Annotated in this window: 18 protein-coding genes; 4 read left to right on the plus strand and 14 right to left on the minus strand. The window is 46.1% G+C overall.

The features are described from left to right. Nucleotides 1-67: 67 nt before the first annotated feature. The 7 genes from SEDOR53_RS0103095 to SEDOR53_RS0103125 all read right to left on the minus strand — a co-directional run bounded on the left by SEDOR53_RS0103095 (nt 68) and on the right by SEDOR53_RS0103125 (nt 7266). On the minus strand, nt 68-2629 hold the full coding sequence (locus SEDOR53_RS0103095) for a DUF5686 and carboxypeptidase-like regulatory domain-containing protein (RefSeq protein WP_026768396.1): 2562 nt from the start codon (nt 2627-2629) through the stop codon (nt 68-70). A gap of 5 nt (nt 2630-2634) precedes the next feature. Beyond that, nucleotides 2635-3006 carry a GtrA family protein gene (locus SEDOR53_RS0103100; RefSeq protein WP_026768397.1) on the minus strand — a complete coding sequence of 124 codons (372 nt, stop codon included), beginning with the start codon at nt 3004-3006 and terminating at the stop codon, nt 2635-2637. 3 nt (nt 3007-3009) lie between these two features. Further along, entirely contained in the window at nt 3010-3462 is a 453-nt protein-coding gene (locus SEDOR53_RS0103105; RefSeq protein WP_026768398.1) for a phosphatidylglycerophosphatase A, read from the minus strand. Next, entirely contained in the window at nt 3459-4784 is a 1326-nt protein-coding gene (locus tag SEDOR53_RS0103110) for an inositol-3-phosphate synthase (protein WP_026768399.1), read from the minus strand. Before SEDOR53_RS0103110 ends, SEDOR53_RS0103105 begins: the two co-directional genes overlap by 4 nt. 38 nt (nt 4785-4822) lie before the next feature. Continuing rightward, complete coding sequence (locus SEDOR53_RS0103115; protein WP_026768400.1) at nt 4823-5452, minus strand: TetR/AcrR family transcriptional regulator; 630 nt, start codon at nt 5450-5452, stop codon at nt 4823-4825. Between the two features lie 71 nt (nt 5453-5523). Beyond that, on the minus strand, nt 5524-6597 hold the full coding sequence (gene serC, locus SEDOR53_RS0103120) for a 3-phosphoserine/phosphohydroxythreonine transaminase (RefSeq protein ID WP_026768401.1): 1074 nt from the start codon (nt 6595-6597) through the stop codon (nt 5524-5526). Nucleotides 6598-6627: 30 nt separating this feature from the next. Next, nucleotides 6628-7266: a DUF502 domain-containing protein gene (locus SEDOR53_RS0103125; protein WP_026768402.1), complete on the minus strand. Its 639-nt coding sequence runs from the start codon at nt 7264-7266 to the stop codon at nt 6628-6630. A gap of 224 nt (nt 7267-7490) precedes the next feature. Here SEDOR53_RS0103125 and SEDOR53_RS0103135 point away from each other — a divergent pair, with 224 nt between their 5' ends. From SEDOR53_RS0103135 to SEDOR53_RS0103150, 4 genes are read left to right on the plus strand one after another with little or no spacing between them, the layout of a single operon-like run. After that, nucleotides 7491-8123: a TetR/AcrR family transcriptional regulator gene (locus tag SEDOR53_RS0103135; RefSeq protein ID WP_026768404.1), complete on the plus strand. Its 633-nt coding sequence runs from the start codon at nt 7491-7493 to the stop codon at nt 8121-8123. Beyond that, nucleotides 8116-9462 carry a TolC family protein gene (locus SEDOR53_RS0103140; protein ID WP_051416469.1) on the plus strand — a complete coding sequence of 449 codons (1347 nt, stop codon included), beginning with the start codon at nt 8116-8118 and terminating at the stop codon, nt 9460-9462. The genes SEDOR53_RS0103135 and SEDOR53_RS0103140 overlap by 8 nt, the downstream gene beginning before the upstream one ends. Before the next feature lie 25 nt (nt 9463-9487). Continuing rightward, the gene (locus tag SEDOR53_RS0103145) at nt 9488-10690 is read left to right on the plus strand and encodes an efflux RND transporter periplasmic adaptor subunit (protein ID WP_026768406.1); all 1203 of its coding nucleotides are present in this window, start codon (nt 9488-9490) and stop codon (nt 10688-10690) included. A 33-nt stretch (nt 10691-10723) separates the two neighbouring features. Continuing rightward, the gene (locus SEDOR53_RS0103150) at nt 10724-14323 is read left to right on the plus strand and encodes an efflux RND transporter permease subunit (protein ID WP_026768407.1); all 3600 of its coding nucleotides are present in this window, start codon (nt 10724-10726) and stop codon (nt 14321-14323) included. Between the two features lie 67 nt (nt 14324-14390). Here the strand turns inward: SEDOR53_RS0103150 and SEDOR53_RS0103155 are convergent, their stop codons facing one another. The 7 genes from SEDOR53_RS0103155 to rplM form a co-directional block, all read right to left on the minus strand. Continuing rightward, nucleotides 14391-15542 carry a methionine aminotransferase gene (locus tag SEDOR53_RS0103155; RefSeq protein ID WP_026768408.1) on the minus strand — a complete coding sequence of 384 codons (1152 nt, stop codon included), beginning with the start codon at nt 15540-15542 and terminating at the stop codon, nt 14391-14393. A 159-nt stretch (nt 15543-15701) separates the two neighbouring features. After that, a complete protein-coding gene (locus SEDOR53_RS0103160) occupies nt 15702-17000 on the minus strand; it encodes a TolC family protein (protein WP_026768409.1) in 1299 nt (432 codons plus the stop codon). Between the two features lie 61 nt (nt 17001-17061). After that, on the minus strand, nt 17062-17778 hold the full coding sequence (pyrH, locus tag SEDOR53_RS0103165; RefSeq protein WP_026768410.1) for a UMP kinase: 717 nt from the start codon (nt 17776-17778) through the stop codon (nt 17062-17064). Nucleotides 17779-17898: 120 nt separating this feature from the next. After that, a complete protein-coding gene (gene tsf / locus SEDOR53_RS0103170; RefSeq protein ID WP_026768411.1) occupies nt 17899-18738 on the minus strand; it encodes a translation elongation factor Ts in 840 nt (279 codons plus the stop codon). A gap of 187 nt (nt 18739-18925) precedes the next feature. Then, complete coding sequence (gene rpsB, locus SEDOR53_RS0103175; RefSeq protein ID WP_026768412.1) at nt 18926-19813, minus strand: 30S ribosomal protein S2; 888 nt, start codon at nt 19811-19813, stop codon at nt 18926-18928. Nucleotides 19814-19866: 53 nt separating this feature from the next. Next, nucleotides 19867-20256: a 30S ribosomal protein S9 gene (gene rpsI, locus SEDOR53_RS0103180; protein WP_026768413.1), complete on the minus strand. Its 390-nt coding sequence runs from the start codon at nt 20254-20256 to the stop codon at nt 19867-19869. 35 nt (nt 20257-20291) lie between these two features. Beyond that, nucleotides 20292-20735 (minus strand): 50S ribosomal protein L13, encoded by a 444-nt coding sequence (gene rplM, locus SEDOR53_RS0103185; RefSeq protein ID WP_026768414.1) that lies wholly within the window; start codon nt 20733-20735, stop codon nt 20292-20294. Nucleotides 20736-20856 lie beyond the last annotated feature (121 nt).

Here is a 20856-nt window from a genome sequence, read left to right on the forward strand (position 1 = left end):
TTCAATACAAAATAAAAATATATTAACCAGAAAGCTGTAATCATCAACCACAGCTTTCCAACTCGTTTTAAAAATCGAACTTGAACCTGGTCCGTACACCGATCGTAGCGATATAAGGATTGTTCAGGTAAGTGAATCGTTTCACCAGGTCTACCCTGATCAGTTTGAATATATTACCCACTCCTACACTGCCTTCGATATAAGGTTCTTTGGAAAGTGAGAAACTCGTTGTAGTTCCTTCCAGGGAAGGAAACTTGATCAAAGCAGGGTTCAGGTTGGGATTGTTTTCATCCCGGACACCTCCGTACAACACTTTCACCGACAACAGTTCCCTCAATTTGAGTTTTCTCAGCAAAGGAATCCGGTTAAAGATCAAACCGTTGAAATGGTGATCTACCGTAACACCTGCATAGTGGTCACTTACGAATTCCATAAAGTTCATCAGGTTATATGAATTCAACTGGTAAGCATATGTCTGGTTGGCTCGGTGAATGGTCATGAGCGGATAAGGAAGCTGCCCGAAAATATAACCGCCTTCCAACACCAGGTCGCTGTAACCTAACTGCGCCATATAAGCCCTCTTTTCTACCCGCAGGTTCAGGTTCTCGTAATTGTATTCACTACCAAACAATCCTTTCACACCTGCCGTAAACCGCAGTGTTAAAATGGGATATTTATTGATGATGGGAATACGATACACTTTACCCTGGTAAAACTGTTCATGCGGCGCCCAGCGCAATTCACCCGAAAGTTCGGTAGTAGTGATATGATCTACGGCCACTGTTCCGGTACTATCTACTTTGCTATAACTGATAGCTCCCGCGGGTTGGTGTTGCCAATGCTTGAACCCAAAAGTGTACGACAAATGGCTGGGCAATTCATGTACGTATTCCAGTTTAAAGATATCGTTGTACAATAGTTTATTGTTCTTACCTCTTTTGAAAGACAAGAGGAAATTATCTTCCGATACAAACTGCAATTCCTGGCCGGGTATCTTGGTATCTTTCTGGTAGCTGGCCCTGATGAAGTTCAAAGGGTATTCATAGATCGATTTATTGTTGATGGAATAAGTTCCACTGAGGAAGTATTTCCATTTCTCATCTTTGAATCCGTAAGCGCCATAGGTTTCAAAGTAAATGCGTTTACTCATCTTGGGCGTGGTTCTGCCACCCAGTCTCAGTCTGAATCCTTCAATGGGATTGAAACTGTAGAACGCATTAACAGGTCCTACTTCAAACGGACCAAAAGAGGTATATCCTGCAACCAGCAAAGTAGCAATGGCCATGGCTCTCCGGAACGAAGGCATTTTTTCCAGGCTGTCGATATTGCTGTAGATCTTCGATTCGGTATGCGTAAGCGAATCGTGACGGTTGGCCAGCCAGAAGCTATCGGTGTGCAGCTCGGCTTTATCCAGTTTTACCAGTGAAGGTCCATTGTATACACTATCAGACAATGGTTTGTTCACCACATAGTTCTTATACGATACGGTCCTGCCGCCATAAAAACCGCTGGCTCCTGATTTGGTAATACCGGCTTCGGCCATCACACTGCTTTTCTTGATATGGTAACGGCCATCTTCGCTTTTTTCAAAATCAAGATCAATATGCAGTTCGCGCACCCAGTTCAGGTTGGCATTTTTGCTGATGAACATGTTCAGTTTCTGTACGGCATAGTTTCCATCGAGCGTGATATACATATTGCCCCTGAAGAGCAGGTCGTTGGTATTCCTGGGGGTGAAATACATCTTGATCAGCTTCCTGCCATTCTCATCGGTTACCGTATCCCTGATGTAATACATGTAAAACGTGGGGCCGAGATCGGCAATGGGACTCAGGAACTGGTACGTAAAGAGCGGGATATTGTTGTCGTATATATCCACATCCATCACCAACCTGTTCAGGTAGCTACTTACTCCGTGGTTATCGATGTATTCACCAAAATTCACCTGTTTCTGTCCGGTGACAATGGTTTTGGTTTTTTCGGGATTCCGGCGATAATATTTTTTCGACAATGTTTCTTCCAGGTAAACCGGCATCAGCGATTTGCCGCGAACAGATAGGGTATCCCTGTTATCGAATAAGAACTGGTACTTGCGCAACAGTTTGCTGTTCATTATTTTTTCAGGAATGCTGCTGAGCGATACCTCCAGTTTTTCGTATTGATCGTATTGGAGATAATTATACCGCTCCATGCGGTTGATCGGTTTGTTTTCGATCACATGCCTGATGAGTTCAACCGCCGGGTTGTTTTTATTCCTGTATTTCGCCCGCTTATTAGTAGTAACGGTTACATTGTTCACGGCACGGGGGTCCGCCTCCATTTCAAGGTTGATGGTTTGTTCCTTACCTATTGCAATGGGTCTCGAAATGGTGATATATCCTACATAGAAAATCTGAATGGTAGGATTGGATATCTTGCCTATTGATTGGAGTGTATAATTACCCAGGCTATCGGTAACCGTTCCGCGCCCTCCCTTGAATACCACGCTCACATACTGCAATGGCTGTTTGGTGACTGCATCAACGACCTTCCCCTGTATCACGGTTTGCGATACAGCTGCATAAGCAAAGCCCAGCAACAAGAACAGTAAGGAAAATAAATATTTTATCAGGGTCCTTTTCCTTTCCATAATAACTATTTAAACACGAATCTCTTTTGCATCAGGTAATTATAGGTAGCGCCTATAACTATCGATACCAGGATCTTCGACAACACGTAATTTATTCTTCCATAGTTCGTAACTACATATACCCCACCTGAAACCAATACGAGGTTGCCCGTCCATACCAGCAGGTATTTGATCGCCTGCATAGGAATACCTTTCTCTGTTGCCTTGAATACCCATCTTCTTCCCAGCATGAAGTTGGCAACTCCTCCGCTGATGGTACCGATTACACTTGCAGCCAGGTACCAGCAGTGAAATACTTCCACCAAAATGATGGTGACAGCGAAATCCACTATGGTAGCGGCCAGCGAAGCGGCCTGTGCTTTTATAAAAGTAACCATCGTTTAAAACAAGTTGAACCACAACACAAGTTGGAGCAGCAGGTTACTGTATATACCTGCAACCACATCATCGGCCATCACACCCCAGCCTCCGGGCAGTGATTCTGTTTTACGGATCAGCAGCGGTTTTGCGATATCAAAAAAACGGAACAGGATCAGTCCTGCTACCACATACCAAAACTTTACAGGCACGAACAACAGCGTAACACACATACCCGCCACTTCATCGATTACTACACGGCTGCTGTCTTTCCCCCAATCTCTTTCGGTCTTCGATGCAACCCAGGTTCCCACAAAAACAACGATCACTGCAACTATCAGACCAGTCGTGTAGCCCGCTGTATTCAACGGAGTCAGATACCATGCTGCGGCAGTTAGCGCCGCAGCAATGGTACCTCCTCCGCGGATATATCCTATTCCAAAGCAACTGGCAACCAGTTTACTGATGGTGATCATAATGCTTCAACCAGGTCCTGGTAATAATCCAATCCCAGATGGGTGATCAGGTCTTCTCCCATAAGATGACGCAACGTATTCTGCAACTTGATCAGCTGTTTGAAAATATCATGTTCCGGTCTCAGGCCCGGCGCCGTTTGCGGCGATTTGAAATAGAACGATAACCATTCCTGGATACCGGTCATACCCGCGCGTTTGGCAAGGTCCATGAACAATGCCAGGTCAAGCACGATAGGAGCTGCCAGGATAGAATCGCGACAGAGGAAGTTGATCTTGATCTGCATGCCATATCCAAGCCATCCGAAAATATCTATATTGTCCCAACTCTCTTTGTTATCACCGTGCGGAGGATAGTAATTGATGCGCACTTTATGATACAGTTCTCCATATAAGCCGGGATTGATCTCCGGTTGTAAAATATCTTCCAGTACACTCAGCTTGGATACTTCTTTTGTTTTGAAATTATCCGGATCGTCCAGCACCAGTCCGTCCCTGTTACCCAATATATTGGTAGAGAACCAGCCGCGAACACCCAATGCCCTTGCGTGTAAACCGGGTGCCAGTATGGTTTTCATCAATGTTTGTCCGGTCTTGAAATCTTTTCCGCCGATCGGTGTATCGGTTTCTTTGGCCAACTGTATCAATGCAGGTATATCGCAGGTAAGGTTGGGAGCGCCGTTCGCAAAAGGTATACCCATACTGATCGCAGCATAGGCATAGATCATGCTGGGCGATATGGCCGGATCATTATTTTTCAATCCTGCTTCGAATACCTCAATGCTTTCATGCACGGCCGATTGTTCAATGTATTTCTCGGTTGAACCGCACCATACCAGCACAACCCTGTTACAACCATTGGCCTTACTGAACTGTTCGATATCGGCAGCCACTGCTTTCGCCAGGTCGTATTTGGTAGGCGCTTCTTTGATATTATGGCCATCCAGATTTTTGACATAAGATTTATCGAACACGGCCTTCATGGGCACGATGGCTTCCAGCTCCGGCTTGATGGCTTGTAACAGGGCCGGTTCCAGCACTTTTGCTTTCATGGCCGCTTCATACACATTATCGCCGTACACATCCCATCCGCCGAAAACCACGTCCTGCAGGTTGGCCAAAGGAACAAAATCCTTGATCAGCGGATACCTGTTTTCCGTGCGCTTACCCAAACGGATATTTCCCATCTGCGTGAGCGCTCCTATGGGTTGGGCCAGGCCCTTGTTTACGGCTGCTACCCCGGCAATGAACGTGGTGGCTACAGCACCTAAACCGGGCAGTAGTATACCCAGTTTACCATCCGCTGATTGAATCTGTTCTTTCATTTTTTATGTATTTATCATCAATAAATCCGCCAATCAACCTATGATAGAACGATTGGCGGCTGTGTATATTTTACTTTTTTAAGTCCGCGTATCAGAATCGAAACAATGGATCCTATCCGCACTTCCATTTTAGTGTATTTATTGTTGAGGAACATGTCGCGTTCTATGCCGCGCAGCGAGCTCACCATAACCGAGGGTAACAGGTCGAGCTCTTTACTGATGCTCCTGTCAAATTCGCCATTGGCCAGTCCGAATGAAAGGATACTCTTCATCAGTTTGGTTTCCTGCTGGTCATACGCGAAGTACATGTGTTTCATACACCGCATGTTCTCCTGTAATTCGCCCCTGACGATCTTATAAAGGTTTGATTTTTTTTGCAGGGCCTTGATCTTGGTAACGGCAAACATTTTCAGCTTTTCCTCTGCAGTAACTGCATGGTTCACAGCCTGCATCACCTGGTGGAACACTTCATCCATTTCTTTCATGATGACCGCATCGAATATTTCTTCCTTGCTGCAGAAATAATAATACAATGTACTTTTCCCCTTACCCAGTGTTTTGGCAATATCTTCCATCGTGGTCTTTTTAAGACCATACTGCTGGAAAAGCTTCTGCGCTACTTTCAGTATCTCTTCCCTGATCAGTTCGTCTTTGGGTGAGGTGAGCATTTTCGACTAAAATCGTTTTTCGGTCCAAAATTAGTGCAAAAACTTTTTCCCGTCCCAACCGTTTATCAAAATCATCCGTTCTTGGAGGCAAAATGGCGCATCAGGTCGCAGAATGTCTGTACGCTTTCCAGCGGCAGCGCATTATACATGCTGATCCTGACGCCGCCCACGGTACGGTAGCCTTTAACACCGATCATACCTTCCTGTTTGCAAAGATTCAGGAAGCTTTCTTCGAGAGAGGGGTTCTGTAAAAAGAAAATACCATTCATCCAGCTGCGGTCTTCTTTGGCAACCACCGGCTGGTACACTTCCTGCAGGCTGTCGAGGGTATTGTAAAACAAGTCCGCCTTAGCGCGGTTTCTTTTCTGCATTTCGGGCAATCCGCCTTCGTTCAATATCCAGCGCAGCGTAAGCATGCTCACATAGACTGCAAAAACCGGTGGTGTATTCATCAGCGATCCTGCTGCAATGTGTTTGCTGTAGTCCATGATGGTAGGTATCTTCCGGGATACCTTACCCAATATGTCTTTGCGAATCACGGTCATATTCACACCGGCGGCTCCCATGTTCTTTTGCGCACCTGCATAGATGAGGGCGAATTTATTGAAGTCCATCGGCCGGCAAAAAATATCGCTGCTCATATCGGCCACCAGCGGTACTGCTGTTTGCGGGAATTGGTGCCACTGTGTGCCTTCCACCGTATTGTTGGTGGTGATATGCAAATAGCTGGCATCGGAAGGAATAGCAAAATCCTTCTGGATATAACTGTGTTTGCGGTCAGATGTATCAGACACTACCTGCACTTCTCCAAACAAAGCCGCTTCCTTGTGGGCTTTGTTCCCCCAGATACCATTATCACAGTATGCGGCCATGGCATTTTCATCCAGCAGGTTCATCGGCACCTGCATGAACTGGGTGGTAGCACCTCCGTGCAGGAAAAGCACTTCATGGTCATCACCCAGTTGCATCAGTGTTTTTACGGAGCTGATGGCTTCATTCAGTATTTCCTGGAACCAGGCAGTGCGGTGGCCGATTTCCAGAACAGACAATCCGGTGCCATTGAAATCGAGGATAGCTCTGGAAGCGGCTTCCAATACGGGTTGCGGCAGGATTGAAGGTCCTGAATTGAAGTTGTGAAGTTTCATTTCGGTTGCTTGAGGCCGCAAGATACTATATTATTCATGCACATCTGTTACACCGCCCGATACCGCATACTTCATAGCATCTGCGGCGCTCACCTTATCGATGAGGCGGATATGATCGCGGGGAACGATATACGTAATGCCCGATATGGCATAAGAATGCGGCACATACACCGTTACATGATCGGCGAGGTTGAATTCACGAGCCGATTGCTGTGTCATGAAACCGATACGCCATACATTGGGAGCATCTACATTCACCAGAACGGCTTTGTCGAATTTTTTCTTATTGCCTGCAAAAGCTTCCAGGAAATCTTTCACAGAGGAATAAATGAATTTGATACCCGGTGTTTTTTCCAATACGGTATCCAATACCGCTACCAATCTCCCCACTACGAAAAGAGATGACAACCATCCTACCAATAATACCAGGGCCACTACCACCACAAAACCCAGGCCGGGCAGGCTGTTCACATTGCCGGCTATATCTTTTTTTAACAGATCGGGAAACAAGGCATTCACCAGGTTGGGTAAAAAACCGTCTACCAGCTTAAAAAGGCCTACTACTACCCACAGTGTGATGCCTATCGGCGCCAGTACAATCAACCCTTGTAAAAACAACTGCAAAAGTTTCTTCAAATAGTTGCGTACATTGGGTTTGAGCCTGCTCATGGCATTCAATTTGTATGCAATCTACAGAAGATTTCTTAATAGCACCGGAACCGTTCTTTTCAAAAAAACAACCATCCAGATACAATATCAGGTAAGCTGGCACGTCTCCCCAGTTTGCGTTCATCTTATTTTTCAACCGTTCAACACAAAAAATCAGGGAAAAAAGGCCGGAAACTTTAGCAACGATTAAAGTTTCCATAGTTTTACGGCCCGAAATGTGAGTCATGGACATACAAGAAAGAATTGTACTAAAAGCACACGAGCTGTTTATGCGTTACGGTATCCGTAGCGTAAGCATGGACGAAATTGCCAACCACCTGGGCATGAGCAAAAAAACCATTTACCAGTTTTTTGCCGATAAAGATGCGCTGGTAGAAAGTGTGATAGACATTGAGATCAGCAGAACCAGGGAAGATTGCAGTGTGCATCGTCAAAAATCGGAAAATCCCGTTCACGAGATCTTCCTGGCCGTTGACATGCTGCAGGAATTGCTCAAAAGTATGAATCCTTCCCTGATGTTCGACCTTGAAAAATACCATGCCAGGGCTTTTCAGAAAATCAGTGAGCACAAAAACCGCTTCCTGTACGATGTGATCAAAAGCAACTTGGAAAAAGGCATTAGAGATGAGTTGTACCGGCCCGAGATCAATACGGATATCATGACCCGTTACCGGTTAGCTACTACATTCCTCTTGTTCAACCCGGAGTTGTTCTCTACAGGAAAGTATACGCTGCCGCAGGTGATGGAAGAGATCACGGATAATTTTTTATACGGACTGGTAACGACGAAAGGACTGAAGCTCATCCAGAAATACAAGCAACAACGATTAAAGACAAAAAATGTAACCTATGAGTAAAAGAGGATCAACAACCATTTGGCTGTTTTGTCTGGCATTGTTCAGCAGCACGGGTTTTGCACAAGCACCGGGGGCCATACATGAACTTTCCATTCAACAGGCTGTGGAATATGCACACAAAAATAATGTACAGGTAAAGAACGCCCTGCTCGATATCAGCATCCAGCAGCAGAGCAACAGGGATATTACTTCTGCAGCCCTGCCCAGCGTAACAGGATCGATCGGAGCAACTGATTACCTGAAGATACCTACTTCACTGTTGCCCGGAGAAGTGTTCGGCCAACCGCGCGGAACTTATATCCCCGTTCAGTTCGGTACCAAATACAATTCTACTGCCAGCATACAGCTTCAGCAACTGTTGTTCGACGGACAGGTATTCATTGGTCTGCAGGCAAGGGCCACTTCCCTGGAATGGCGTAAAAAATCTGCGGAAGTAACCGAGGAGGCCATCAAGACCAATATTTATAAAATATACTACCAGCTCGTTGTAAGCAAAACACAGATCGCGCTGCTCGATGCCAATATCAACCGGTTGAATAAATTGGATCATGATACGCGTGAGTTGTACAAGAATGGTTTTGCAGAAAAGCTGGACCTTGATAAGATCGCTGTGCAGGTTGCCAATCTGCAAACTGAAAAAACCAAAGCGCTCAACAATATCGATATTGGCTACCTGGGACTGAAAACACTTATGGGTATGCCCATTAAAGACAGCCTCGTGCTAACCGACAAGATCACGGACGATCAGATCAAGGAAGATTTTACGAATGACAGCAGCTACCAGTACTCCGACAGAAAGGAATTTCAATACCTGCAACTGGCCAAGAAGCTAAACGAGTTCAATATCAAGCGTTACAAGCTGAGTTATTTCCCCACCCTTTCATTGACCGGCGCTTACAGCAAAAATGCCCAGCGTAATGAATTCGATTTTTTTGGAAAAGGCGACTGGTTTACCACTTCGTATGTAGGGCTGAATATTTCCATTCCTATTTTCGACGGTTTTGCCAAAGATTCCAGGATTAAAAAGTCGAGGATGGAGCTGACACAAACCAATAACCAGATCGATAATCTCCAATTGTCTATCGACAATGAAGTAGCGCAGGCCAGGATCAATTTCCGTTCTGCCATCTCCACTATGAGTTACCAGAAGAAAAACATGGACCTGGCAGAAGATGTGTACAACCAGACCAAAAAGAAATACGAAATAGGTTCGGGCTCGAATACAGAAATCACTTCTGCCCAAACAGATCTCGTTACTGCTCAAACTAATTATATCAACGCTTTGTATACCGCCATCATTGCGAAGGTGGATTACCTGAAAGCAATAGGAAAATTATAATCACTACCAACCTAAAACCGAGTATATGCAAAAGATAGTACAACTGGCGCTCATGGCAACCGCTATTACCCTGGCGTCTTGCGGAGCCAAGTCAGACAACAATGCAACCAGTGAAAAGCAAACAAAACTGGCCGAGCTCAAAAAACAGCAGGCCGGTATCAATGCTCAAATTGAAACACTGGAAAAAGAACTCGCCAAAACCGATCCCGCCGCAGCCAAAGAAGAAAAGGCCAAGCTGGTAACCATTGCTGCCATCCAGCCCGAAACCTTTGTGCATTATATTGACCTCCAGGGAAGGGTTGAAGCGGTAAATATTTCTTATGTGGCTCCTAAAGGTGCGCCTGGCGTAGTGAAAGCGGTGTATGTGAAAAAAGGTGATGTAGTGAAGAAAGGTCAGCTGTTGCTGAAACTCGAAGACGCCATCCCCCGCCAGAGCCTGGCCGCAGCACAGCAGAACCAGGAGACACTCAAAACACAACTGGCGTACCTGAAGAACTTGTACCAGAAGCAGAAAAATCTTTGGGACCAGAACATCGGTACTGAAGTACAACTCATCACTGCTAAGAACAATGTTGACAATGTAGAGAGCCAGATGAAAGCCAGCGATGAACAAATCAAGATCGCCAAAGAGCAACTGAATTATACTTCTATTTACAGCGATGTGAATGGTGTGGCTGAAGATGTGAACATCCGCGTAGGTGAAACTTTTGCAGGTATCGCCGGCAACAGTCCGCAAATAAAGATCGTGAACACATCCGACCTGAAAGTAACCACACAGGTACCGGAAAATTATCTTGGTAAAGTAACCGTAGGCACTAAAGTGAAAGTAAACCTGCCCGATATCAATCGCACACTTGATGCCAAAATCAGTGTGGCCGGTAAACTCATCGATCTTACCAACAGGAGTTTCTTTGCAGAAGCCAGGATACCTTCCGATGCTGCGTTTCATCCCAACCAGGTGGCGCTTGTGCAGATACAGGATTACACCAAAGCACAATCTATCACCGCTCCTGTCAATACCATTCAATCGGACGATAAAGGCAAATACGTAATGGTGGCTGTTAAAGAAAATGGCAAAATGATCGCTCACAAAAGACCGGTAGTGATTGGTGAATTCTATGGCGATAAAATGGAAATCAAATCAGGACTGCAAACAGGAGACCTGATCGTTACCGATGGTTTCCAGAGCCTGTATGAAGGCCAGCTCATCACAACGGAAAACAAATAACCCACTGTCTAAGACCAATACCAAACTATTTATATGAGCGTATTAGAAAATATCAAACACAAGTTCAAAGAGTTTGGGCCTACTACCTGGAGTATCAAAAACAAAACATCGATCTACCTGATGATGCTCTTCGTGAGTATTGCAGGTATATTCCAGTTTGTTACGTTGCCCAAAGAACAGTTCCCGGATATTGTGATCCCTACTATTTATGTTCAAACCATTTATGTAGGTAACTCTCCGAAAGACATCGAAAACCTGGTTACGAGGCCTATCGAAAAACAAATCAAGGGAATCACCGGAGCCAAGATCAAAAAGTTCACCAGTACATCGCAGCAGGATTATTCTGCCATCATTGTTGAATTTGACACCGATGTAAAGACCGATGTGGCGTTACAGAAAGTGAAAGATGCGGTGGACAAATCAAAGCAGGACCTTCCCAACGATCTTACACAAGAGCCTACCGTATTGGAAGTAAGCTTCAGTGAGCAGCCCATCATGTACGTAAACCTGAGTGGCGATTATGATCTTCCCCGCTTGAAGAAATATGCCGATGACCTGAAAGACAAGCTGGAAGACCTTTCGCAGATCACCCGCGTGGATATCGTAGGCGCTCCGGAAAGGGAATTTCAGATCAATGTAGACAATTACCGCATGCAGAGTTCCGGTATCACTTTCGATGATATCAATGCTGCCGTACAGCGCGAGAACATGGATATATCCGGCGGTTTGCTTGATGTGGGTAATATGAAGCGTAACCTGCAATTGAAAGGACAGCTGAAAACAGCCAAGGATATTGAGAAGATCATCGTTCGCAACACCAGCGGCGCTCCCATCTACCTGAAAGACATTGCCAGGGTGATCGATACCACCAAGGAAAAAGAAAGCTATGCCCGCCTCGATGGCAAGAATGTGGTAACCCTGAACATCATCAAACGCAGTGGTGAAAACCTCATCGAAACCAGTGATGGTGTGAAACAAGTAGTGGAAAATGCCAAAGGCGTGCTGTTTCCTAAAGACCTCAAAGCAGTGATCACCGGTGATATGAGTATCAAAACAAGGATATCATTCAACGACCTGGTGAACTCTATTGTGATCGGTTTCGTACTGGTATTAATTGTACTCATGTTCTTCATGGGGGTCATCAATGCCTTCTTCGTAGCGCTCTCGGTACCATTGAGTATGTTCGTGGCCTTCGTGTTCTTACCGGGTGCCGATCTCATCATAGGCACACACGTGACACTGAATTTCATTGTGCTCTTTGCCTTGTTGTTCGGTCTCGGTATCATTGTGGATGACGCGATTGTGGTGATCGAAAACACCCACCGTATTTTCACGGAAGGAAAAGGCAGGCTACAGATTACGACTTCTGCACGAATGGCTGCGGGCGAAGTATTTGTGCCGGTATTGGCTGGTACGCTTACTACGTTGGCTCCCTTTTTCCCGCTACTCTTCTGGCCGGGTATCATTGGCAAGTTCATGGTGTACTTACCCACCATGCTCATATTCACGCTGGCCGCTTCATTGGTGGTAGCATTCATCATGAACCCGGTATTCGCCGTAGACTTCATGGCCCATGCCGATGATGAGAGCAAGGAAGCGCCTGGCGCCATCTTTAAAAAGAAAGGTTTCTGGATTGCTATTGGTGTAGGCTTGTTGCTGGATTTGGCCGGCGCTCCTTTCTGGGGCAACCTGCTCATCTTCTTCATGCTGCTCGTTATCTTAAACCGTTTCGTGCTCGACAAAGCCATCCACTCATTCCAGAACAGAGCCCTGCCCTGGATCATGAATCACTATGAACGTTTGCTCCGCTGGGCGTTGAAAGGATGGAGACCCGTGCACCTTTTATTAGGAACCATTGCTTTGTTCTTTGTCTCCTTCTTTGCATTCTCCGGCAGCATCAGTTCAGGCAGGATACCTATTACTTTCTTCCCGCAGGGAGATCCCAACCAGATCTATGTATATCTCAAATTGCCGGTAGGAACGAATGTAGCTTATACCGATTCCATTACCCGCATACTGGAATCACGTGTGAACAAAGTATTGGGCGTTGAAAACGGCAAACAAAACCCCGTAGTGGAAAGTATTATCAGCAACGTGGCCATCGGTGCGGGCGACCCTGCCAGTGGCGACCGTAGTACACGCAGCGAACTGGGAAGGATACAGGTATCATTCGTGGAATTCGAGAAAAGGCATGGTGTTTCTACACGGCCTTATCTTGATAAGATCCGCGCAGAGATGAAAGGTATTCCCGGCGCCGAGATCAGTGTTGACCAGGAGAAAGGCGGACCTCCCACCGATCCTCCCATCAATATTGAAATTGCCAGTGAAGAATTTGATGACCTGATCAAGACCGCCTCTGCGCTCAAGAATTATCTCGACAGCATACAGGTGCCTGGTGTGGAAGAGTTGAAGATGGATGTGGATCTCCAAAACCCAGAGATCACCCTTACGGTAGACCGCGACCGCGCCCTGATCGAAGGTGTTTCTTCTGCCCAGATCGGGTCTCAGATACGTACTGCTTTGTTCGGAAAAGAAGTATCGAAGATCAAAGAAGGTAAAGAAGAATATAAAATACAATTGCGCAACAACGAGCTGCAAAGAAAAAGTCTCGTTGATCTGCTGAACATGCGCGTTTCATTCCGTGATATGGCCAGTGGCGGTGCAGTGAAGAATATTCCTATCAGTGCATTGGTAAAAGTAGAACCTACTTCTACCCTTGGAAGCGTGAAACGCAAGAACCAGAAGCGCCTGATCACTTTGCGTTCGAATGTATTGACCACAAAAGGTTACAATGCAACGGCTGTAAACCAGGTACTGGCCAAACATATTGCCAATTTCAACAAGAAGCCTGATAATGTAACCATCAAGCAAACAGGTGAAGGTGAACAACAGGCTGAGACAGGCGCATTTCTGGGCAAAGCTTTGGCTATTGCACTCGGATTGATCCTGCTGGTACTGGTATTGCAGTTCAACAGTGTGAGCAAACCGGTGATCATCCTCACCGAGATCATTTTCAGTGTGATTGGTGTATTCATCGGTTTCACTATCACCGGAATGGAGGTATCGATATTGATGACAGGACTGGGTATCGTTGGTCTCGCAGGTATTGTGGTGAAGAACGGTATCCTCGTGATTGAATTCGCCGATGAGTTGCGCTCCCGCGGTATCAAAACCAAGGAAGCAGTGATACAGGCAGGTAAAACACGTATCATTCCGGTACTGTTGACCGCGCTTGCGGCGATACTCGGATTCATTCCCATCGCGACCGGCTTCAACATCAACTTCATCACACTGTTCTCTGAGCTCAATCCGCATATCTTCTTCGGAGGTGATAACGTGGTATTCTGGAAGCCGTTGAGCTGGACCATCATATTCGGTCTCGCCTTCGCCTTCTTCATGACCCTGTTCATCGTTCCCAGCATGTACCTCATTGCAGAACGCCTGCGCAGGCCCATGCGTAACATGTTCGGCGGTAAATGGATCAGCTTCATGGGTATTCCGCCGCTCACCATCATATTCCTGTTCTTGATGGTAGTGGCGCTCATCAGGCACCGTATTGCCAGGAAGAAAAGAGAAAGAAGATTGAGGAACGATAAGAATGTTAACGCTGCTTTTACCGGCAGTTGGTTCTAACATAGTTTTGGTTAATAATCAACCGGCCGCCAACGTTTGTGAAGACACAAGCCTGGCGGCTTTTTTATTAACCCAGGTAAACCAGCTTCTCTACTGCTTTTTCTAATGTCTGCTCTTTTTTAGCAAAACAAAAGCGCAGCACTTTATCATCTTTACCTTCTTTATAAAAGGCCGATACGGGAATGGTGGCAATGCCATATTCCCGTGTTAACCTGATAGCTAACTCCTTATCGGTTTCATTACTGAAATGCCCGTATCCGTAGCATTCGAAATAACTGCCGTGCGAAGGAATGCACCGGAATGGTGTTGCTGCCATCAGTTTCCGGAAATAATCGCGCTTTTGCTGCATGAAGTCATTCAATGAAAGATACGCGTCTTTATGTGTAATGTATTCAGCTAACGCTACTTGTTTGGATGTATCGCAACTGAAACAATTGAATTGATGCACTTTTCTAAACTCTTGCATCAGGCTGGGGGCGCTGATGCAATAACCCATTTTCCAACCGGTGCAATGATAGGTTTTGCCAAAAGAAAAACATACAAAGCTTCTCTCAAGCAAAGCTGGGTAACGCAAAATCGACTGGTGGGCTATGCCATCGAATATCAGGTGCTCATACACTTCATCGCTTAGGATAATGATATGGGTTCCTTCAACAATCTCCTGTAACTGCCGCATATCTTCTTCACGCAACACACTACCGGTAGGATTATGCGGCGAATTGATCATGATCATCCTGGTCCGGCCACTGATCTTTGCGCGAACTTCATCCCAGGGAATCGAATAACCAGGGTATTGCAGTGGTATCAATACCGGTTTGGCGCCATTGACTTCAATATTGGGAATATAGCTATCGTAAGCCGGTTCAAAAACGATCACTTCATCGCCTGGTTGTAATACAGTGGTGAGTGCTGTATAAATAGCATAAGTACCACCAGGTGTTATCGTTATTTGTGTGTCAGGGTCAATGACAGCGCCATAAAGTTGCCCGGCTTTGGCGGCCAGTCTTTCCCGCAGCAAAGGCAGTCCGTTCATGTGCGTGTACTGGTTCCATCCGTTGCGCATGGCTTCATTAACAAGTGAAACCAATTCCTCGCTCATGGGGAAGTCGGGAAATCCCTGGCCCAGGTTCACTGCCCCATGCTCTGCAGCCAGCTGGCTCATAACCGTAAAAATAGTTGTGCCTACATTGTGTAGCTTCGAATGGATGAGGGGTTGCATGAAAGAACAATTAGGTATGATCAATGCATTTATTACAGCAATTTACTGATATGCACCAATCTTCCATCCTGTGTTATTCCTTCCAGTATAAATTGGAGTGAATGACTGATACGGCAATGACTGCCGGGCGTTGTTAAAGAAATGGCAAAAGTGCATGTATCAGGGAGCCAACTGGTTGGAGAGACGCTTCAATTCTGTTTCAGCAATTTTGCCCATATAGTTGAGGTTCATCAAACGGTAGCCTGCATCTTCAAAGCTTTGCTGCGCCAGCTTTACGTCAACGATGGTGGCCTGCCCCACCTGAAAACGCTGTAATACCAGGTCCATCAACTGGCCCGAGAGGCGATAATTGTCCTGCTCGGTCTGTAATTGCTCCAACGCGTTAGTGTAAGATTGAAAAGTCTTTACAGCGCCCGCTTCCAGACTGAGCGCCAGGTTATCGCGTTGAATAAGGGCATTGCGCGTATTGATTTCTGCTACCTGTTGTTGTCTTTTGCTGGCACTTCCGTTATAGATGGGTATTGATAAACTGATTCCAACAAAAGGGCCATAGCTTTGGTTCAGCAGGCTGAAACCTGCACTACTCTTGTTACTATTGAAATTATACCCGGTATTGGCACGCAGGGAGGGATAACGAAGGGCGGCTGTTTCCTTTTCTATGAGCGCATTGATCTGCACCTGGCTGGCAGCAGAAAGTAACTGTGGGTTATCTTTCAATGCAGAACGGATATTATCCAGGCGAATGGAACGGTCTACCACAATCGTATCGGTAATATTCACGGAAGAGTCGGGCTTTGCAACGATGAGGTTGAGCAGATCTGTTTTGGCCTGATGGATTACCAGTTGCTGGCTGAGTTTTGACTGCACCAATGTATTGAGATCGAGCTGTGCCTGGTATATATCTGCATTGTTCGATAGGCCTGCTTCTTTGCGTACCTGCAGTATGGATAATTTTTGTTTCGATACTTCAATGGATTGCAGAATGGTTTGCAGGAGTTGCTGCTGCCGTACAATATCATAGTATTTCACACTAACCGCCGCAATGGTATTCTGTATCTGGGCATTCAGCAATTGCTGGTTCTGGCGCTGTAGTTCACCCAGTCTCTTCTCGGTTGTTACTACCCGGTACCCGTTGTATAATAAAATGCTGCCAGTAATACCCGCCGTTAAGTTGTTGGAGCCTACATTGTTCCTTTTCACATCACGCGCAGCGTCTGCATATTTCTGGTTGATGGTAGTGAGCTGTTCATTATCGCCTGCCGTTGCACTCACTACCGGTAAAGCTCCTGCCACACCGCTGTTATTATTGATGTTGCTGATCTCCAGGTTGTTTTTAGCCAAACGGATATCGAAACTGTTTTTCAATGCAGTATTAACAGCATCGGAAAGCGACAGTGACTGCTGCGAATACCCTTCCATGGCAAGGGCCGTCAGGAAAACAAACAATAATTTTTTCATGTGCTGTGAAATTACCGGGCTGCTGTTGATGCATCCTCAAAAATTACACCAACGGATGAGTTCAGCTTACCAGGGTACCAACACGCATGCCTTCTACCACTTTCAACAGGTTGCCTGGTTTATTCATGTCGAATACAATGATGGGCAGCTTGTTTTCCATGCAGAGCGTAAATGCGGTCATATCCATCACTCGCAGGTTCTGGTTGATGCATTCCTGGAAACTTACCGTATCGAATTTTTTTGCTGAAGGGTCTTTTTCGGGATCTGCATTATAGACACCGTCTACGCGCGTTCCTTTCAATATCACATCTGCTTTCATTTCAATAGCACGCAGTGATCCCGCTGTATCGGTAGTAAAATAAGGGTTGCCGGTACCCGCACCGAAAATTACCACACGCCCCTTTTCCAGGTGACGAAGGGCTTTCCGGCGGATATACGGCTCGGCCACCTGCTCCATATTGATGGCGCTTTGCAAACGGGTATACACGCCGATCTTTTCCAGCATCGCCTGCATAGCCATCGCATTAATCACTGTGGCAAGCATACCCATGTAATCGCCATGCGCCCGTTCGATACCACTTTCAGCCTCATTCATACCCCTGTAAATATTACCCCCGCCGATCACAATGGCTACCTGAACACCCAGGTCGGTCACCATTTTGATATCCTGTGCATATTGCTCAATGATACGGGGGTTAAAAGGATCACCATTCTGCTGGTCGCCTAATAAGGCTTCACCGGAGAGTTTGAGGAGAATACGCTTGAACTTGGGGAGCATGAGGAGGTTATTGATTCGACTGCAAATAACCTGAATTTTTAATGAGTCGCCAAACAGAAAATAAAAAGGAGTGGCCTGTATCAGTACCACCCCTTCAATTATGCTACAACGGCATTGCCCTTATCCCAGTGCAACGCGTTTAAAACCTGTTACTTTCAGATCGGCTCCTACACTCTTCAGGTACTCGCCAACGCTCTTACCACCGTCTTTCACAAAAGCCTGTGCCAGCAAGGTTTGCTCTTTGAAGAAAGCATTCAGTTTGCCTTCAGCGATCTTGGAGATCATTTCATCGGGCTTACCGGCCATTTTAGGATCCTGCTTCATGGTATCTACGATGATAGCTCTTTCCCTTTCGATCACATCGGCAGGAACTGAGTCGGCATCTACCGCTACAGGATTCATCGCTGCGATCTGCATAGCAATGTCTTTTCCTGCTTCAGCAGCTTCGCTTGACAGTCCAACCAGCACGCCCATACGGTAAGCGCCATGGATATAAGAAGCTACATAAGGCGCTTCGATTTTTTCAAATTTCGCAACACCGATCTTTTCACCAATGGCTGCGAGTTTATCGTTGATCAGGTCAGATACTTTAGCGCCATTGATCACCACTTCATTCAGCTCTTCCGCACTGTTCACATTGTTGGCTACGGCAGCATCGGCGATGCTTTGCGCGAAGGCAACAAAGTCTGCGTTTTTAGAAACGAAGTCGGTTTCGCAACTGATACATACAATGAAACCGGTTTTGTTATCAGCAGATGTTTTTGCAATGATCACACCTTCTTTCGCTTCACGGTCGCTGCGCTTGGCAGCTACTTTCTGACCCTGCTTGCGGAGCCAGTCAATCGCTGCTTCAAAATCACCGTTTGTTTCGGTGAGGGCCTTGCGGCAATCCATCATGCCGGCGCCGGTAGCCTGGCGGAGTTTATTAATTTCTGCGGCTGTAATTGTTGCAGTACTCATATTCTTTTACAATTTTGAAACGTTATTATGGATGCGGTGTGAGCAAAACTAATAGCTGCACCCGGATACCAACATTATGGTTTAATGAAATAAAAATCAGTAGCAGCGGATCAAACAAATTGGGTCATCATGCCATTACCCATAAGAGAATGACGTAATGACCCAACGAATATTTCATTCAGGATGATTATCTGCTTCCACCACCGGCAGGGCGACGGTTACCCGGAACACGACGTTTGGGTTGTCCTTGTCCACCTGCATCGGCGCTTCCACGCTGTCTGCCCCCGCGGCCAGATTCAGACTGGGCTTCTGCTTCGAGGCGACGGGCCTTCGCCTCATTTTCGTTATTGCTCTCTTCTGTTTCTTCTTCATCTTTAGAAGCCTGACGTTCTGCCAAACCTTCAGCTATAGCTGCTACGATATAGTTTACAACGATAGCGATAGACTTGGTGGCATCGTCGTTGGAAGGAATAGAAAAGTCTACTTTATTGGGATCGCAGTTGGTATCAACCATACCAAAAGTAGTAATGCCCAGGCGCTTGGCTTCTGCCAGTGCAATATGTTCATGCCCGATGTCTACCAGGAACAAAGCAGCCGGCAGGCGTCCCAGTTGAGCGATACCGCCCAATACTTTTTCCATTTTATCCTTATCGCGACTCAAAGTCAGACGCTCTTTCTTGGTGAGGCTGTCGGCGCTGCCATCTGCCAGCATTTTTTCAATGCTCTGCATTTTCTTAACGCTCTTACGAACCGTATTGAAGTTGGTAAGCATACCACCCAGCCAACGCTCGGTAGCATAAGGCATGTTCACACGCTTAGCGCACTCGCTCACGATCTCTTTCGCCTGCTTTTTGGTAGCAATGAACATGATCTTCTTACCGCTTTTCGCAATTTGTTTAACAGCAGCAGCCGCTTCCTGCAGGTGGTCCACTGTTTTATTCAGATCGATGATGTGGATGCCTTTCTTCTCAGCGAAGATATAAGGCAACATCTTGGGATTCCACTTCTTTTTCAGGTGACCAAAGTGTACGCCGGCCTCCAGAAGTTGTTGTTGCAGTGAAGTGTTATTTTCCATTGTATTGATTGTATAAGTTGTTATAGTTTAATAATAACCACAGGAGCCAACGATTAACGCTTGCTGAACTGGTAGCTTCTACGTGCTTTCTTGTGACCGAATTTCTTACGTTCAACACCACGGGGATCACGCTTCAACTGACCTTCTGCTTTCAGCGCAGGACGGAATTCAGCATTCACTTCAAGCAATGCACGGGCAATACCCAGTTTGGCTGCTTCGGCCTGGCCTTTCAAACCACCACCGGTTGCATTGATTACCACATCGTACTTGCCAAACACATCGGCAGTTTTCAGCGGAGCTTCCACCTGGTTCTGCAGGTATACCAGCGGAAAATATTCTTTATAGTCCCTGTCATTTACAGTGATCTTACCCTCACCCTTGCTGATGAATACGCGGGTAACGGCTTCTTTACGGCGACCAACTGCGTTTTTTTGTTTTTCCATTTATGTTGGAATTAAAGTGTTTTAAAACGGTTGATTTAGAATTTAAATTCTTTGGGTTGCTGTGCAGCATGCGGATGGTTGGGACCAGCATACACGAACAGTTTCTTGATCATTTTGCGACCCAGGCGGTTCTTAGGCAGCATGCCTTTTACCGCTCTTTCCATGATCACTTCAGGACGACGCCTGATCAGGTCCTGGGCAGCTTCTTCTTTCTTACCACCGGGGTAACCAGAGAAGTTGATGTATTGTTTGTCTTCGAACTTGTTACCGGTGAAGACTACCTTTTCTGCATTGATAACAATGACATAATCACCGCAGTCTACGTGAGGTGTATAATACGCTTTGTTCTTACCGCGAAGAGCAGCAGCGATCTTGGATGCAATACGACCTACGGTTTGATTAGTACCGTCAACCACGTACCAGTTGTGCTGCACGGTAGCCGCATTCGCATGCTTTGTAGTGAAATGAAGTTTACTCATGATCTTTATTTTTTTGTTCAACCGGCGCTATCCCGACGGTTTTTAAATGGACGGCAAAGGTACGGCCACAGTAATCGATTTTCCAAGGATTTTGCAAAGTATTTTGAATGATGCCTTTACA

It is taken from the genome of Asinibacterium sp. OR53, assembly GCF_000515315.1.
In the GTDB taxonomy this organism is placed as follows: domain Bacteria; phylum Bacteroidota; class Bacteroidia; order Chitinophagales; family Chitinophagaceae; genus Sediminibacterium.

Excerpts from the sequence above, each read along its gene's own strand:
- SEDOR53_RS0103095 (WP_026768396.1), bottom strand. The coding sequence starts at position 2,629 with ATGGAAAGGAAAAGGACCCTGATAAAATATTTATTTTCCTTACTGTTC.
- SEDOR53_RS0103100 (WP_026768397.1), bottom strand. The coding sequence starts at position 3,006 with ATGGTTACTTTTATAAAAGCACAGGCCGCTTCGCTGGCCGCTACCATA.
- SEDOR53_RS0103105 (WP_026768398.1), bottom strand. The coding sequence starts at position 3,462 with ATGATCACCATCAGTAAACTGGTTGCCAGTTGCTTTGGAATAGGATAT.
- SEDOR53_RS0103110 (WP_026768399.1), bottom strand. The coding sequence starts at position 4,784 with ATGAAAGAACAGATTCAATCAGCGGATGGTAAACTGGGTATACTACTG.
- SEDOR53_RS0103115 (WP_026768400.1), bottom strand. The coding sequence starts at position 5,452 with ATGCTCACCTCACCCAAAGACGAACTGATCAGGGAAGAGATACTGAAA.
- serC (WP_026768401.1), bottom strand. The coding sequence starts at position 6,597 with ATGAAACTTCACAACTTCAATTCAGGACCTTCAATCCTGCCGCAACCC.
- SEDOR53_RS0103125 (WP_026768402.1), bottom strand. The coding sequence starts at position 7,266 with ATGAGCAGGCTCAAACCCAATGTACGCAACTATTTGAAGAAACTTTTG.
- SEDOR53_RS0103135 (WP_026768404.1), top strand. The coding sequence starts at position 7,491 with ATGGACATACAAGAAAGAATTGTACTAAAAGCACACGAGCTGTTTATG.
- SEDOR53_RS0103140 (WP_051416469.1), top strand. The coding sequence starts at position 8,116 with ATGAGTAAAAGAGGATCAACAACCATTTGGCTGTTTTGTCTGGCATTG.
- SEDOR53_RS0103145 (WP_026768406.1), top strand. The coding sequence starts at position 9,488 with ATGCAAAAGATAGTACAACTGGCGCTCATGGCAACCGCTATTACCCTG.
- SEDOR53_RS0103150 (WP_026768407.1), top strand. The coding sequence starts at position 10,724 with ATGAGCGTATTAGAAAATATCAAACACAAGTTCAAAGAGTTTGGGCCT.
- SEDOR53_RS0103155 (WP_026768408.1), bottom strand. The coding sequence starts at position 15,542 with ATGCAACCCCTCATCCATTCGAAGCTACACAATGTAGGCACAACTATT.
- SEDOR53_RS0103160 (WP_026768409.1), bottom strand. The coding sequence starts at position 17,000 with ATGAAAAAATTATTGTTTGTTTTCCTGACGGCCCTTGCCATGGAAGGG.
- pyrH (WP_026768410.1), bottom strand. The coding sequence starts at position 17,778 with ATGCTCCCCAAGTTCAAGCGTATTCTCCTCAAACTCTCCGGTGAAGCC.
- tsf (WP_026768411.1), bottom strand. The coding sequence starts at position 18,738 with ATGAGTACTGCAACAATTACAGCCGCAGAAATTAATAAACTCCGCCAG.
- rpsB (WP_026768412.1), bottom strand. The coding sequence starts at position 19,813 with ATGGAAAATAACACTTCACTGCAACAACAACTTCTGGAGGCCGGCGTA.
- rpsI (WP_026768413.1), bottom strand. The coding sequence starts at position 20,256 with ATGGAAAAACAAAAAAACGCAGTTGGTCGCCGTAAAGAAGCCGTTACC.
- rplM (WP_026768414.1), bottom strand. The coding sequence starts at position 20,735 with ATGAGTAAACTTCATTTCACTACAAAGCATGCGAATGCGGCTACCGTG.